This is a genomic window from Actinomycetospora cinnamomea (assembly GCF_003096675.1).
Lineage (GTDB): Bacteria > Actinomycetota > Actinomycetes > Mycobacteriales > Pseudonocardiaceae > Actinomycetospora > Actinomycetospora cinnamomea.
Genome location: NZ_QEKW01000001.1, coordinates 794954 through 810587, shown reverse-complemented (window position 1 = coordinate 810587; position 15634 = coordinate 794954). Strand labels below are relative to the sequence as shown.

General features: G+C 74.2%; 11 protein-coding genes. 8 read left to right on the top strand and 3 right to left on the bottom strand.

Going from position 1 to position 15634, the window contains the following annotated elements; translation table 11 throughout:
- Positions 1-21: 21 nt before the first annotated feature.
- On the bottom strand, positions 22-1644 hold the full coding sequence (locus C8D89_RS03800) for a long-chain fatty acid--CoA ligase (protein WP_243417808.1): 1623 nt from the start codon (positions 1642-1644) through the stop codon (positions 22-24).
- A 523-nt stretch (positions 1645-2167) separates the two neighbouring features.
- Here C8D89_RS03800 and ahcY point away from each other — a divergent pair.
- From ahcY to secA, 8 genes are all read left to right on the top strand, one after another.
- Complete coding sequence (ahcY, locus tag C8D89_RS03795) at positions 2168-3655, top strand: adenosylhomocysteinase (RefSeq protein WP_116706653.1); 1488 nt, start codon at positions 2168-2170, stop codon at positions 3653-3655.
- A gap of 108 nt (positions 3656-3763) precedes the next feature.
- Positions 3764-4480: a dTMP kinase gene (locus C8D89_RS03790; RefSeq protein WP_116706652.1), complete on the top strand. Its 717-nt coding sequence runs from the start codon at positions 3764-3766 to the stop codon at positions 4478-4480.
- Positions 4477-5154 (top strand): MtrAB system response regulator MtrA, encoded by a 678-nt coding sequence (mtrA, locus tag C8D89_RS03785; RefSeq protein WP_116706651.1) that lies wholly within the window; start codon positions 4477-4479, stop codon positions 5152-5154. Before C8D89_RS03790 ends, mtrA begins: the two co-directional genes overlap by 4 nt.
- A gap of 103 nt (positions 5155-5257) precedes the next feature.
- Positions 5258-7012 (top strand): MtrAB system histidine kinase MtrB, encoded by a 1755-nt coding sequence (mtrB, locus tag C8D89_RS03780; protein ID WP_116706930.1) that lies wholly within the window; start codon positions 5258-5260, stop codon positions 7010-7012.
- Positions 7013-7038: 26 nt separating this feature from the next.
- Positions 7039-8871: an LpqB family beta-propeller domain-containing protein gene (locus tag C8D89_RS03775; RefSeq protein WP_165825531.1), complete on the top strand. Its 1833-nt coding sequence runs from the start codon at positions 7039-7041 to the stop codon at positions 8869-8871.
- 105 nt (positions 8872-8976) lie between these two features.
- Positions 8977-9717, top strand: a complete 741-nt coding sequence (locus tag C8D89_RS03770) for a ComF family protein (RefSeq protein ID WP_243417804.1) — start codon at positions 8977-8979, stop codon at positions 9715-9717.
- Positions 9718-9957: 240 nt separating this feature from the next.
- Positions 9958-10779: a ribosome hibernation-promoting factor, HPF/YfiA family gene (gene hpf, locus C8D89_RS03765; protein WP_116706648.1), complete on the top strand. Its 822-nt coding sequence runs from the start codon at positions 9958-9960 to the stop codon at positions 10777-10779.
- 152 nt (positions 10780-10931) lie between these two features.
- Positions 10932-14132, top strand: a complete 3201-nt coding sequence (secA, locus tag C8D89_RS03760) for a preprotein translocase subunit SecA (protein WP_116706647.1) — start codon at positions 10932-10934, stop codon at positions 14130-14132.
- Positions 14133-14142: 10 nt separating this feature from the next.
- On the opposite strand, the gene C8D89_RS03755 is transcribed toward secA, so the two are convergent.
- A complete protein-coding gene (locus C8D89_RS03755; RefSeq protein ID WP_116706646.1) occupies positions 14143-14682 on the bottom strand; it encodes an Rv3235 family protein in 540 nt (179 codons plus the stop codon).
- Positions 14683-14795: 113 nt separating this feature from the next.
- Positions 14796-15623, bottom strand: a complete 828-nt coding sequence (locus tag C8D89_RS03750) for a TrmH family RNA methyltransferase (protein WP_116706645.1) — start codon at positions 15621-15623, stop codon at positions 14796-14798.
- Between the last annotated feature and the right edge of the window lie 11 nt (positions 15624-15634).

Genomic DNA, 15634 nt, shown 5'->3' with positions numbered 1-15634 from the left:
GCGGCGCCCCCGCCGTCACCGTCAGGCCTGGTGGCCCGCGAACTTCTCCCGCAGGGTCTTCTTCGAGAACTTGCCGGTCGAGGTCTTGGGCACCTCGTCGATGAACACGACGTCGTCGGGCACCTGCCACTTCGCCACGCGCGTGGCGACGTGCTCGAGCACCGCCTCGCGGGTGAGCTCCACGCCCTCCTCGGGCACCACGCAGGCGAGCGGACGCTCCGACCACTTCTCGTCGGGGATCGCGATGACCGCGGCCTCGGCGACCCCGTCCATCGCCATGATCTCGTTCTCCAGGTCGACCGAGGAGATCCACTCGCCGCCGGACTTCACCAGATCCTTGGTGCGGTCGACGAGCTTGACGTAGCCGTACGGGTCGATGACGGCGACGTCACCGGTCTTCAGCCAGCCGTCCTCGGTGAACTGCTTTCCGCCGTCCTCGTTGCGGTAGTACGAGGCCGCGATCCAGGGGCCGGCGGACTGGAGCTCGCCGGAGGTCTCGCCGTCCCAGGGCAGGACCTCGCCGGTGTCGGGGTCGCAGATGCGCAGGTCGACCAGCGGCGACGGGGTGCCCGCCGTGGCGCGCACGTCGGCGAGCTCGTCGTCGGACAACCCGTCGTGGACGCTCTTCAGCACGCCGGTGGTGGCGATCGGGCTGGTCTCGGTCATGCCCCACGCCTGGGTGATGGGCAGGCCGATCTTCTTCCGCCAGCCCTCCGACAGGGACTTCGGCACCGCCGAGCCGCCGCAGAGCAGCAGGCGCAGGTCCGGCAGGTCGCCCTCCGAGAGCTCGGGCAGCACGCCCATCCAGATCGTCGGGACGCCGGCGGTGACCGTGACGTGGTGGTCGCGCAGGATGCCGGCGATGGCCGGCGGGGTCATGTTCGGGCCGGGCATGACGAGCGACGAGCCGGCGAAGACCGCGGCGTAGGGCGTGCCCCACGCGTTGGCGTGGAACATCGGCACGACCGGCAGCAGCACGTCGCGCTCGACGAGGCCGGCGACGTCGGCCATGAGCACCGCGATGGAGTGCAGCACCGTCGAGCGGTGCGAGTAGACGACGCCCTTCGGGTTGCCGGTGGTGCCCGACGTGTAGCACATCGCGGCGGCCTGGTTCTCGTCCGCGATCTCGAAGCGGCCCGGGAACGGCTCCACGGAGTCGAGCAGCGCGTCGTAGCGGGTGATGCGCTCGTCGTCGGGGATCGCGGTGTCCGAGCCGTCGTCGATGACGATCACCTTGCGGACCGTGGTCATCTGGTCCACGTGCGGCCAGAACTGGCCGAACAGGGAGCGGTCGACGAAGACGACCTCGTCCTCGGCGTGGTTCGCGATGTAGACGAGCTGTTCGGTGAACAGGCGGATGTTCAGCGTGTGCAGCACGCGTCCGCTGCACGGCACGGCGAAGTAGAGCTCGAGGTGGGCCGGGGTGTTCCAGCAGAACGTGCCGACGCGGCCCTCCGCGGACACCCCGAGGGCGTCGAGGGCGGCGGCGGCGCGGCGCACGCGCTCGGCCCAGGCCCGGTAGTCGGTGCGGTGCACCGTGCCGCCGGCGCCGACGCCGACGATCGGCTTGTGGGCGAACAGCTGCTCCGCGCGGTGGAAGACGTGGGGCAGGGCGAGGGGGTAGTCCTGCATCTGTCCGAGCACTGGCGGGGCCTCCCTGTCGTGTGGTTCCGGTCACTGATCCTACGGCTCCGGCGCGTGTCGTCGCCGTGTCGTCGTACGACCGGTGACGGCGGGTGGCCGCCCGACCGAGCGGTGTGACCGGGCTGACGCCGAAGCGGCGCCGATGTCGACGACCTGCGGGGACGCGGCACGTCGTCGCAGGTCCGGACGCCGACACCGGCCCGGCACGGTTGACCGGGTATGGGGCCTGTGCTGCACTTGGTGCACGGCATCGATCGCACGTCACGTGCGAACGGAAGCTGGCGAGTGGCGCTGCAACGGACGCCCCGGGGCCACCCCGGACCGTCCGCCACGCTCGTCAGTGGTCCGCACCATCGCAAGGGCGCCTGTGGATGGTGGTGAACCGTGCTCCCGCTCCCGTGACCTCCCGGCGTGTCCCGACCCGCCGGTCGAGAGCTCTCGGTCGAGACACGCCTCGGCACGGGTGGGGCCCCACGGTCCACCGCCGCGACCCCGAGAAGACGACCCGAGAAGACGAGGAGTCATGACGAACGCAGTGGGCACCGTCAACGACAAGTACACGGAACGGAACGGCATCGACTTCGCCGTCGCCGACCTCTCGGAGGCCGACTTCGGGCGCCGCGAGATCCGGCTCGCCGAGCACGAGATGCCCGGCCTGATGGCGCTGCGCCGCGAGTACGCGGAGGCGAAGCCGCTGCACGGCGCGCGCGTCTCCGGCTCGCTGCACATGACGGTCCAGACCGCCGTGCTCATCGAGACGCTGGTCGAGCTCGGTGCCGAGGTCCGCTGGGCCTCCTGCAACATCTTCTCCACCCAGGACCACGCCGCCGCCGCGGTCGTCGTCGGCCCGCACGGCACCCCCGAGAACCCCCAGGGCATCGCCTGCTTCGCCTGGAAGGGCGAGACGCTGGAGGAGTACTGGTGGTGCATGGAGCAGATGCTCGCGTGGCGTGACAGCGACACCCGCGGGCCCAACATGATCCTCGACGACGGCGGCGACGCCACGATGCTCGTGCACAAGGGCGTCGAGTTCGAGAAGGCCGGCGTCGTCCCCTCGGCCACCGACGACGACCCCGCCGAGTACCAGGTCGTGCTCGCCACCCTGCGCCGCTCGCTCGAGGAGGACCCGCAGCACTGGACCAAGGTCGCGTCGGGCATCCGCGGCGTCACCGAGGAGACGACGACCGGCGTCCACCGGCTCTACGAGTTCTTCAACGAGGACAAGCTCCTCTTCCCGGCGATCAACGTCAACGACTCGGTCACGAAGTCGAAGTTCGACAACAAGTACGGCTGCCGGCACTCGCTCGTCGACGGCATCAACCGTGCCGTGGACGTGCTCATCTCCGGCAAGAAGGCCGTGATCTGCGGCTTCGGTGACGTCGGCAAGGGCTCGGCCGAGTCGCTGCGCGGCCAGGGCGCCCGCGTGACCGTCACCGAGGCGGACCCGATCTGCGCGCTGCAGGCCCTCATGGAGGGCTACGACGTCGACACGCTCGACAACGTCATCGAGTCCGCCGACATCGTCATCACGACGACCGGCAACAAGGACATCGTCACCCTGGACCACATGCGCCGGATGAAGCACCAGGCGATCCTGGGCAACATCGGGCACTTCGACAACGAGATCCAGATGGAGAAGCTGGAGAAGTCGGGGGAGGCGCAGCGGCTCAACGTCAAGCCGCAGGTCGACGAGTGGCGTTTCTCCGACGGCCACTCGGTGATCATCCTGTCCGAGGGCCGGCTGCTGAACCTCGGCAACGCCACCGGGCACCCGAGCTTCGTCATGTCGAACTCGTTCTCGAACCAGACGATCGCCCAGATCGAGCTGTTCACGAAGAACGACGAGTACCCGCTCGGCGTCTACCGCCTGCCCAAGCACCTCGACGAGAAGGTCGCGAAGGTGCACGTCGAGGCCCTGGGCGGCGAGCTGACCAAGCTCACCAAGGACCAGGCGGAGTACATCGGCGTCGACGTCGAGGGCCCGTACAAGCCCGATCACTACCGCTACTGAGATGACCGGCTGATCATCGCGGGCTGAATCACCAGGGGCCCCGTCGCTCGGATCGTTCGAGCGGCGGGGCCCTTCGGTCGTTCCCGGGAGCGCGCATAGGGTGCTGTCGTGGGTGTGGTGGTGGCCGTCGAGGGGCTCGACGGGGCGGGCAAGGCGACGCTGGTCGGGGCGCTCGCCGACGCCGCCCTCCGCCGGGGCGCGGTCGTCGAGACGCTCGCGTTCCCCCGCTACGACGCCGACGTCCACGCGGGGCTCGCGGGCGAGGCGCTGCACGGCGCGCACGGCGACCTGCGCGACTCGGTGCACGCGATGGCCGTGCTCTTCGCGCTCGACCGGGCCGGCGCCGCCGAGGACGTCCGCCGGGCCCGCGCGACCCAGGACCTCGTGCTCGTCGACCGCTACGTCGCCTCCAACGCCGCCTACGGCGCGGCCCGGCGTGGCGAGGACGTCGACGGGCCGTTCGTGGCGTGGGTGCACGCGCTCGAGGTGGAGCGTCTCGGGGTGCCGGTGCCCGACGCCCAGGTGCTCGTGCGCGTGCCGGGCGAGCTCGCCGCGCAGCGCGTGCGCGACCGTGCCGCCGCCGACCCGACCCGCACGCCGGACGGGTACGAGGCCGATGCGGCGCTGCAGGCCCGCTGCGCCGCGGTCTACGACCAGCTGGTCGAGCGCTCGTGGCTCGCCCCCTGGTCGGTCGTCGGGGCCGAGGGCGACCGCGCGGAGGTCACCCGAACGGCGGAAGCGATGGTGGAGTTCTGGCTCTCCGGGTCCTCCAGGTGCGACGTCGCCTCCGGATCGTCGGTGAGAAGTGACACCATTGAGACATGAGCGCGCGGATCCTCGTGGTGGACGACGATGCCTCCCTGGCGGAGATGCTGACGATCGTCCTGCAGGGCGAGGGCTTCGAGACCACCGTCGTCGGCGACGGGACGGGGGCGCTGCCGGCGCTGCGCGAGAACCAGCCGGACCTCGTCCTGCTCGACCTCATGCTCCCCGGGATGAACGGCATCGACGTCTGCCGGGCGATCCGCGCGGAGTCCGGGGTGCCGGTGGTCATGCTGACGGCGAAGACCGACACGGTCGACGTGGTGCTGGGCCTGGAGTCCGGCGCGGACGACTACGTGGTCAAGCCGTTCAAGCCCAAGGAGCTCGTCGCCCGCATCCGGGCGCGGCTGCGCCAGTTCCCGGCCGAGCCGGCGGAGCAGATGCAGATCGGCGACGTGACCATCGACGTCCCGGCCCACCAGGTGCGGCGCGGGGGGCGCACGATCCCGCTGACGCCACTGGAGTTCGACCTGCTGGTGGCGCTGGCCCGCAAGCCGCGGCAGGTGTTCACCCGCGAGGTGCTGCTGGAGCAGGTCTGGGGCTACCGCCACGCCGCCGACACCCGGCTGGTCAACGTCCACGTGCAGCGGCTGCGCTCCAAGGTCGAGCTCGACCCGGAGCACCCCGAGGTCGTGCTGACCGTGCGCGGCGTCGGGTACAAGGCCGGCCCGCCCTGATCGACCCGTCCCGGGGGACACCGTGCTGACCGGACCGCGCCGCCGGCTCGAGCGGTTCGCCGCCGAGCGGGTCGGTCAGGTCCGGGTGCTGTGGCGACGCTCGATGCAGCTGCGTGTCGTGCTGTCGACGCTGGCGATGTCGATCGTGGTCGTCGCCGTGCTCGGTCTCGTCCTGCAGACGCAGATCGCCGACCGGCTGGTGCAGGGCAAGGAGCAGGCCGCCCTCATCCAGGCCGACATCTCCCGCCAGGCCCTCGAGCGCGACCTCGCGCGGGTGGACCCCGACCGCGACGGTGCCCAGGCCGTGCTCGACGACGTGCTCGACCGCCTGTCCACCAGCGGTCAGGACTCCGAGGCGAACGGGCTGGCGCGCGGCAGCGACCCGGCCAGCGACGCCGGCGCGTTCGACGCGGTGCTCATCGCGGGCTCGGACACCGTGGGCGGCGACCCCGGTGCGCTGCCGACGGTGCCCGGTGGCGCCCCCGTCGAGGTCAGCGCCGGGCCGGCGGAGGTCATCCCGCCCCAGCTGCGCGCGCCGGTGCTGCAGGGCTTCCTGGCCACGAAGTACCTCACGGTCGCCTCGTCCGGGCAGGCCGCGCCGGTGCCGACGCTGGTCGTCGGCCAGCCCGTGCGCACGGCGGGGCGGAACCTGCAGCTCTACCTGCTGTTCCCGCTCTCGGCGGAGCAGCGCACGCTCGCGCTGGTCCAGAGCACCCTGGCGCTCGCCGGCGGCGTGCTGCTCGTGCTGCTGGCAGGCATCTCCTCGGTGGTCACGCGCCAGGTGGTGCGCCCGGTGCGGCAGGCCGCCGACGTCGCGGAGCGCTTCGCCGACGGCCACCTCGACGAACGCATGCCGGTGCACGGCGACGACGAGGTGGCGCGCCTCGCCGAGTCGTACAACGAGATGGCCGCGAGCATCCAGTCGCAGATCCGCCAGCTCGAGGAGTTCGGGGCCCTGCAGCGCCGGTTCACCTCCGACGTCAGCCACGAGCTGCGCACGCCCCTGACCACCGTGCGCATGGCCGCCGAGGTGCTGCACGCCCAGGTCGACCCGTCCGAGACCACGGCGGCGCGCTCGGCGCAGCTGCTCGTCGACGAGCTCGACCGGTTCGAGGGCCTGCTCGCCGACCTGCTCGAGATCAGCCGCCTCGACGCCGGCATGGCCGAGCTCGGCCTCGAGCTCGTCGACGTCGGCGGCCTCGTGCGCCGCGCCGCGGAGACGGTGCGCCCGCTCGTCGAGGACACGCGGACCCCGTTGCTGCTGGACCTCGGCGACCAGGACGGTGACCAGGTCATCGCCGAGATCGACCCGCGCCGGGTGGAGCGCATCCTGCGCAACCTGCTGGCCAACGCCATCGACCACGGCGAGAGCCGGCCGATCGAGGTGCGCCTGGCCGCCGACGACTCCGCGCTGGCCGTCGTCGTGCGCGACCACGGTGTCGGCCTCAAGCCCGGCGAGGCGGGGCTGGTGTTCAACCGCTTCTGGCGCGCCGACCCGTCCCGGCAGCGCCGCAGCGGCGGCACGGGGCTCGGCCTCGCGATCAGCCTCGAGGACGCCCGCCTGCACGGCGGCTGGTTGCAGGCGTGGGGCGAGGTCGACCGCGGCGCGGTGTTCCGCCTGACGCTGCCGCTGCGCCACGGCGAGCGCCTGCGCACCAGCCCGCTGCCGCTGCTGCCCGTCGCCGCCGCCCCGGCCGCCGCCGAGCCGGGCATCCACGACGCCGCGCCCACCGCGGGCACGGCGCTGCCGCCGCCGGATCCCGAGCGCGAGCCCGACACCACGCCCGATGACGACCAGGATGCGGCGCTCCCCGCACCGGCGCCGCCCGCGGACCCCGGCCCGTCGGTGGTCCGGTGAGGCGGGCGCGGGGGAGGCGTGACGGCGTGCGGCGGGTCGTGCTCCTCGTCGTCCTGGCGCTCGTGCTCGGCGGCTGCGCGTCGGTGCCGGGCTCGTCCGACGTCACCGTGCTGCGACGCGTGGGCGACGCCGCGGAGCCGACCGCGCCGCCCGGCCCCGCGCGCGACGCGGGCCCGCTGGAGACGGTGCGCGGGTGGGTGCTCGCGTCCGGGGCGGCCGCCGAGCGGCACCGGGCCGCCCGCGCGTTCCTCACCCCCGCGGCGGCCGGGACCTGGGACGACGGTGCGCGTCCCTCGGTGGTCACCGACCAGGTCGACACGGTGTTCGCCGACCGGCCCGTGCCCGTGGGCCAGGCCGCGGTGCGCATCCGGGCGACCGCGCTGGGCGTGCTCACCCCGGAAGGGGTGTTCGAGGCCGGACCCCGGCCGATCGAGTTCACCGTGGGGCTCGTCGAACAGAACGGGCAGTGGCGCATCTCCTCGCTGCCGCCGGGCACGATCGTGCGGCGCTCGGACCTCCGGGCCAACACCCGCCCGGTGCGCGCCTGGTTCCTCGACCCCCAGCGCGGCGAGCCCGTCTCCGACCCCCGCTACCTGGGGACGAGCCCCGCGCGCAGCGTGGCGACGCGCACGATGCAGTTCCTTCTCGCCGGGCCGTCGGCGGCCCTGGCGGGCGCCGCGGTGAGCGCCCTGCCCGCGGGCAGCGGGCTGCGCTCCGACGTCGTGCTGACGCCCGAGGGCACGGCCGTGGTGGACCTCGCGCGCACCGGCCCCCTGGACGAGGCGCGGCGCCGGGGCGTGGCCCGGCAGGTGACGCTGACGCTCGCCGGGATCGGGGTGTCGCGCGTGCGGCTGCTGGTCGACGGCGAGCCGCTGTTCGCCGCGACACCCGAGGTCACCGTCACCGAGGCGCTCGCCGGGCTGCCGCCGGAGGTCGCGCGACGCCCGGACCTGCCGGTCGAGCCGATCGTCGGCGGACCCGGCGACTCCGAGGCCCCGGTGCTCGTGGCCGACCAGGGACTCCTGCGGCTGCTCTCGGGCGAGCCCGCGGGGGGCCCCGCCGGCCGCGGCAGCTATCGCGTGCAGTCCGCGTCCGCGAGCCCGCAGGGCGACGTCGCCGTGGTCGCCGAGGAGCGGTCCGGCGGCACGACGCCCTCCGGCGAGCCGAGGCCGGCGCGCGCCCGGCTGCTCACGGGGCCGAGCGGGTCGGAGCTCGCGGACAGCGGCATCGAGGGCCGCGCGCTGGCGCGCCCGTCCTGGACGCCCGACGGGTCCGAGGTGTGGTCGGTGGTCGACGGCACGACGGTGGTGCGTGCCGGTCGCGAGGGCGCGTCGGGGCCGGTGCGGCCGTTGCCCGTCGACGCGTCGGGGCTGGCCGCGGCCGGGGTCACCGAGACGCCGGGCAGCGCCGGACCGCTGGCGGCGCTGCGCCTGTCGCCGGACGGTGCGCGGGTGGCGCTCGTGGCCGGGGGGCGGGTGCTGGTCGCCGCGGTCGCCCGCGACTCCGCCGGCGGGACGCGGCTGAGCTCGGTGACCGCGCTGCGGCCCGACTCCCTCGACCAGGTGCTCGACGTCGGCTGGACGCGGACCGATCAGCTGGTCGCGGTCGGCAACCGCGCCGACCGCCCGGTCACGCTGGTCTCGGTGGACGGGCTCGACCTGGACTCCCTGTCCAGCACCAACCTCACCCCGCCGGTCACCGCCGTCGCCGCCCGCCCGGGACGGCCGCTGGTCGTCGCCGACCAGAGCGGCACCTGGACCCTGCCGCTGACCGGGGACGGCAGCGGCGGCTCCGGCGGTGACGTGTGGCAGGCGGTGCCGGGCTTCGGGGCCGCGACCGTGCCCGCGTACCCCGGCTGAGCCCTCGCCGGGCTGGTCCGTTCGCCGTCCCCATCGGCCGGACGCGTCCCCAGGCCCGGGACGTTGTCCTGGCCGGACGCGCCACGGGGTCGCGAGGCTGGGGCCGTGGACGGATCGAGCGGGGACGGATCGCGGGTGTCGGGCGCCCTCTCCGCCTTCTGGGCCCTCGCCGACCTGCTGCTGCCCGCCCCGTGTGCGGGGTGCGGGGCGGACGGGGACCGCTGGTGCCCGGCGTGCCGGGCGCGGTGGCGCCGGCCCGCGCTGGTCGAAATGCCGGGGCTGCCGCCGGTACTGGCGCTGGCGCCGTACGCCGGCAGCGCCCGCGAGGTCGTGCTGGCCTACAAGGAGCGGGGGCGCCGCGAGCTCGCCCGCCCGCTCGCCGCGGAGGTCGCCGGGGCCCTGCGCGCCGCCGCGGTCCCGCCCGCCGCGCTCGTGCCCGCCCCGTCACGGCCCGCCGCGGCGCGCGCCCGCGGCGGTGACCACGTGCTGCGCCTGGCCCGGGCCGTGGTGGCGCGGTCCGGGGGTGCGCCCGTGCCGTGCGTGTCCCGGGCGCTCGCGCTGGGGCGGCGCGCCGCCGACTCGGTCGGGCTCGACCCCGCCGGGCGTGCGGAGAACCTCGCGCGGCACCTGCGGGTGCGGCCGCGGGGCCTCCCGCCGCCGGGGTGCGCGGTGGTGCTGCTCGACGACGTGCTGACCACCGGCGCCACGGCGCGGGCGGCCACCGCCCTGCTCGCCGCGGCGGGACGGCCGGTGGACGTCGTCGTCGTGCTCACGCTCGCGGACCGCCGGGCGCCGCGCTCCCTCGTCCGGGTGGGCGGCGGCACGGCCGATCGGCCTCACCCGTGAGACGGCCGCAACGCTGCGTCGATCGTCCGCCCGGGTGTCCTCCGGCGGACCGGCATCGGGCAGGTCGGACCTTCCGCGGACGGGGTCGGGGTCACTACCGTGTCGCCCCACATCCTGACTCGGTGAACGACAGGAGGCGCGAACGTCGCAGTCGACGCGGTCGCGAGCCTGGCCGAGGGCACACCGAATCCTCCCCGGGTGGCGCGACCGTGCACCGTCCCCCAGACCGGGAGGTCGTCAGTGGAGATCGTTCTCTGTGGACGCAACGTCGAGGTCCCTCAGCACTTCCGCGAGCACGTGTCCGACAAGCTCGCTCGCCTGGAGCGCTACGACCACAAGATCGTGCGGATGGAGGTCCAGCTCTCCCACGAGCCGAACCCGCGCCGCAGCAAGGACTGCCAGCGCGTGGAGATCACCGGTCGCGGCCGCGGCCCGGTCGTGCGTGCCGAGGGCGGCTCGGCGGACTTCTACTGCGCGCTGGACCAGGCCGTCGCACGCCTCGAGGCCCGCCTGCGCCGCGCCCACGACCGTCGGCGTGTGAGCCACGGGCGCCGCGTGCCGATCTCCGTGGCCCGCGCCACGGGCGAGCTCTCCGAGCGCAACGGCCACGCCCCGACGGGTCTCCTCGAGCGCGAGGACGCGACGGTCGAGATGCGCTCCCCGTGGTCGACCGACGTGCCGTCGGCCCGGCCGCCCGCGGACGACGCCGACACGGCGACCGCCACCGGGACCGGTGTCGAGACCGGCACCGCGACCGGCACCACGACCGGCACCACGACCGACACCGCCACCGACACCGCCACCGACACCGCGACCGACACCGCCACCGACACCGCGACCGACACCGCGACCGACACAGACACGGATGCCGACGGGCACCGCCCCGGCCAGATCGTGCGCCGCAAGGAGCACCACGCGGTGCCGATGACGGTGGACGACGCGCTCTCGCAGATGGAGCTCGTCGGCCACGACTTCTTCCTGTTCTCCGACGCCGCCACCGGCCGTCCGAGCGTGGTCTACCGCCGGCACGGCTACGACTACGGCGTCATCGCCCTCGTCTGAACCGCCGGCCGAGCACCGGCGGCCGTGCACGCGCGCCACACGCGGGCACGGGGCCCGTCTCCCGAGCGCCTACCATGGGGGACGGGCCCGTGCCGGCGCGTGCCGGCAGCCCGCGTCACTGGCGCCGACGAGGTACGAGCGAGGTCACCACCGTGGTCCTGAACCGACTGCTGCGCGCCGGCGAGACGCGCACGGTCAAGCGGCTCGGCAAGATCGCGGATTACGTCGACACGTTCGCCGACGAGACCGCCGAGCTGACCGACGCGGAGCTGCGGGGCAAGACCGACGAGTTCCGCGAGCGCTACGCCGACGGCGAGTCGCTCGACGACCTGCTGGGCGAGGCGTTCGCCGTGGTGCGCGAGGCCGCGTCCCGCACGCTGGGCCAGTTCCACTACCCCGTGCAGATCATGGGCGGGGCGGCGCTGCACGAGGGCAACGTCGCCGAGATGCGCACCGGCGAGGGCAAGACGCTGGTCTCGACGCTGCCCGCGTACCTCAACGCGATCGCCGGCGACGGCGTGCACGTCGTCACGGTCAATGACTACCTGGCCCAGCGCGACTCGCAGTGGATGGGCCGCGTGCACCGGTTCCTCGGGCTCGAGGTCGGCGCCATCTACTCCGGCATGCCGGCCGACCAGCGCCGCGAGGCCTACCGGGCCGACATCACCTACGGCACGAACAACGAGTTCGGCTTCGACTTCCTGCGCGACAACATGGCCTGGTCGAAGGCCGAGTGCGTGCAGCGCGGACACGCCTACGCGATCGTCGACGAGGTCGACTCGATCCTCATCGACGAGGCCCGCACGCCGCTGATCATCTCCGGTCCCGCGGAGCAGAGCGCCCGCTGGTACACGGAGTTCGCGCGGCTGGCCCCGAAGATGACGCGCGACGTCCACTACGAGGTCGACGAGCGCAAGCGGACGATCGGTGTCACCGAGGAGGGCGTGTCCTTCATCGAGGACCAGCTCGGCATCGAGAACCTCTACGAGGCCGCCAACACCCCCCTCGTCGGCTACCTGAACAACGCGATCAAGGTCAAGGAGCTCTTCCTCCGCGACAAGGACTACATCGTCCGCGACGGCGAGGTCCTCATCGTGGACGAGTTCACCGGCCGTGTGCTCGTGGGGCGGCGCTACAACGAGGGCCTGCACCAGGCGATCGAGGCCAAGGAAGGCGTGGAGATCAAGGCCGAGAACCAGACGCTGGCCACGATCACGCTGCAGAACTACTTCCGCCTCTACGACAAGCTCTGCGGGATGACCGGTACCGCCCAGACGGAGGCGGCGGAGCTGTCGAAGACCTACAAGCTCGGCGTGGTCACCATCCCGACCAACAAGCCGCCCCAGCGCGTCGACCAGCCGGACCTGGTCTACAAGACCGAGGCCGCGAAGTTCGAGGCCGTCGCCGACGACGTGGCCGAGCACTACGAGCGCGGCCAGCCCGTGCTCATCGGTACGACGAGCGTGGAGCGCTCGGAGTACCTGGCCAAGCTGCTCACCCAGCGCGGCGTGGAGCACTCGGTGCTCAACGCCAAGTTCCACGAGCAGGAGGCCCAGATCATCGCCGAGGCCGGTCGGCGCGGGTCGGTCACGGTGGCCACGAACATGGCCGGCCGCGGCACCGACATCGTGCTGGGCGGCAACCCGGACTTCATCGCCGACCAGCGGCTGCGCGCCAAGGGCCTCGACCCGGTCGAGACCCGCGAGGAGTACGAGGCGGCGTGGGACGACACGCTGGCCGAGGTCAAGGACGAGGTCCAGCGCGAGGCCGAGGACGTCAAGGAGGCCGGCGGCCTCTACGTGCTGGGCACCGAGCGCCACGAGTCGCGGCGCATCGACAACCAGCTCCGCGGCCGCTCCGGCCGGCAGGGCGACCCGGGCGAGTCGCGGTTCTACCTGTCGCTGGGTGACGAGCTGATGCGGCGGTTCAACGGCGCCATGGTCGAGTCGATCATGACCCGCTTCAACCTGCCCGAGGACATGCCGATCGAGGCCAAGATGGTCTCGCGGGCGATCCGCAGCGCGCAGACGCAGGTCGAGCAGCAGAACTTCGAGGCCCGCAAGGACATCCTCGAGTACGACGAGGTCATGAACCAGCAGCGCACGGTGATCTACGCCGAGCGCCACCGCGTGCTGGAGGGCGAGAACCTCTCCGAGCAGGTGCAGAACATGATCGTCGACGTGGTCACCGCCTACGTCGACGGCGCCACCGCCGAGGGCTACAGCGAGGACTGGGACCTCGAGAAGCTCTGGACGGGGCTGCGCCAGCTCTACCCGGTCGGGGTCGCGTGGGAGGACCTCGTCGAGGAGCACGACGACGTCGACCGCGACCTGCTGGTCGAGGTGCTCACCACCGACGCGCTCGACGCCTACGCCCGGCGCGAGGAGGAGATCGACCGCATCGCCCCCGAGGGCGGGATGCGCGAGCTCGAGCGCCAGGTGGTCCTCTCGGTGCTCGACCGCAAGTGGCGCGAGCACCTGTACGAGATGGATTACCTCAAGCAGGGCATCGGTCTGCGAGCGATGGCCCAGCGCGACCCGAAGATCGAGTACAAGCGCGAGGGCTACGAGATGTTCACCTCCATGATGGAGGGCATCCGCGAGGAGTCCGTCGCGTTCCTGTTCAACCTGACGATCCACGTCGAGGAGCCGGCGCCGGTCGACGCCGTCCCGGGCGCGAACCCCTCGACGGACACCAGCGTGCAGGCTGCGATCACACCGGACACCCCGGACCCGCGCACCGGGCAGACGCCGAGCACGTCGGGCGCCGCGCCGCTGCCGGTCGACCCGCGGCTGGCGAGCGCGCCCACCGGCGCGATCCCCGTGGCGCAGCGGGCGCCGGGCGCCCCGGCGGGTCCCTCGGTCCCGCCGCCGCCCCCGGCCGGTCCGACCAGCCCGGCCACCCCGACCGGGCCGGCGGCGCGCGGGCCACGGCGGCCCGGACGCGGCCCGTCCGCGGGCTCGCAGCGTCCGGGGGGACGCGGGGGCCAGGGCAACGCCCCGCGGGGCCAGCGGGACGGCCAGCGTGCCGGTGCGCACGCGGCGCCGGAGACCGGGCCCGCCACCGCGGCCGGGCCGGCGCTCTCGCAGCTCGGGCAGGAGTCGGTCCCGAACGCCTTCCGCGGGGCCGGCCTCGGCGGGCGGCGCCCGCAGCAGCTCGACTACAGCGGCCCCGACGAGGACGGCCGCGCCTCGCGGCACGCCGCGGGCGACGGGGACGGGGCGCGCGCGGCCCGCGCGAACCCGAACCAGGCGCGCCGCGCCGACACCCCGTCGCGCAACGCGCCGTGCCCCTGCGGGTCGGGCCGCAAGTACAAGCAGTGCCACGGGGCCCCGCCCCGCACGGTGGGCTGACCAGCCCGGGTCAGCCCGGCCACAGGGCCACCAGCCGCCAGCGCCCGGGGGCGGCGTACCCGGCGCCGGCCCGCTCCAGGCGCCCGGCGAGCGCCCGGACGCGGTCGCGGCCGTGCACCACGGCCGTGACCTCCGCCGTGTCCCGGCCGACCGCGCACACCCGCAGCCCGCGGAGCCCGGCGGCGGGCGTGACGGTCCCCGGGGACACGCGATCGGGACGCCGCGGGCCCGGGGGTGGGGCCGCCCGGACCAGCGTCGCGAGGGCGTCCGGGGTCAACAGGGCGTCGAGGTGACCCGGCGGGCGTCGCCCGGCGAGCACGTCGGCGACGGCGGAGAGCAGGCGCGCCGCGACCGGGCGCAGGGCGGCGGCCAGGCGGTCGAGCTCGTCCTGCGCGTGGCGGGTCCGCGCCGCCGGCCCCGGGTCGACGGCCCGCGGGGCGGGCGCGGGGAGCACGTCGGCCAGCGGCCGGACCCGGGGCGCGGGCACCTCGCCGACACGGCGGACCCGGGCGGGCGCGAGGGACGGGACGAGGGACCCGGCGACGACCAACGTGTCCTCCCGGACAGCACGACGGAGCTCGTGGGCACCCGGGGGAGAACCGGGCCCGGCGACGCGTCCCACGCTAGGCGCGCGCCGTCGCCGGCGGGGCACGTTCCAGGAACTCAGCCCCGGCGTCGGGCGAGCTCGAAGCAGGCGACGGTGGCCGCGCAGGCGGCGTTGAGCGACTCCACCCCGGCGGAAAGGGGGATCGTCAGCGTCCCGTGCAGTTCGGCCCGGACGTCGTCGGTGAGCCCGTCGGTCTCGCCTCCCACCACCAGCGCCACGCGTCCGGGCAGCTCCGCGTCGAACAGCGACAGATCGCCCGCCCCGTCCAGCCCGTAGAGCACGAACCCCGCGTCGGCGAGGGCGGCGAGGCCGTCGGCCGCGGTGCGCGTCCGCAGCACGGGGGCGTGGAACGCCACCCCGGCCGAGGCCTTCACCACCAGCGGGTCGATGGCCGGCACGCCCCGTCGCGGCAGCAGGACGCCCTCGAGGCCGGCGCCGGTGGCCGAGCGCAGGATCATCCCGACGTTCGACGGGTTGGTCAGGCCGTCGAGCACGAGCACCCGGGCGTCGGCGGCCGGTCGCTCCCCACCCGGCCCGAGGTCGGCGAGGAAGTGCTCCAGCGGGCGCATCCGCGGGGCGACGACGTCGGCGAGCACGCCCTGGTCCTGGCGCCCGTTGCCCGCGAGCACCTTCACGCGCTGGGCCGACGCCCGTTGCAGCACCAGGCCGCGGGCCCGGGCGGCCTCGGTGAACGTGCGGACCGCGTCGCGATCGGCTCCCTCCGCGAGGACGACCTTGTCGACCACCAGCCCGGGGTCGCCGAGCGCCTCGAGCACCGGCTTGCGCCCGTAGACCGTCACGAACGCGTCCTTGGGCGACACGGATCGTCCGGAGCCCGGCGCGGCGCACTGCTCGTGGCCCGGGGAGGTGGGTGAGGGCGTCATCACCTCCAGCC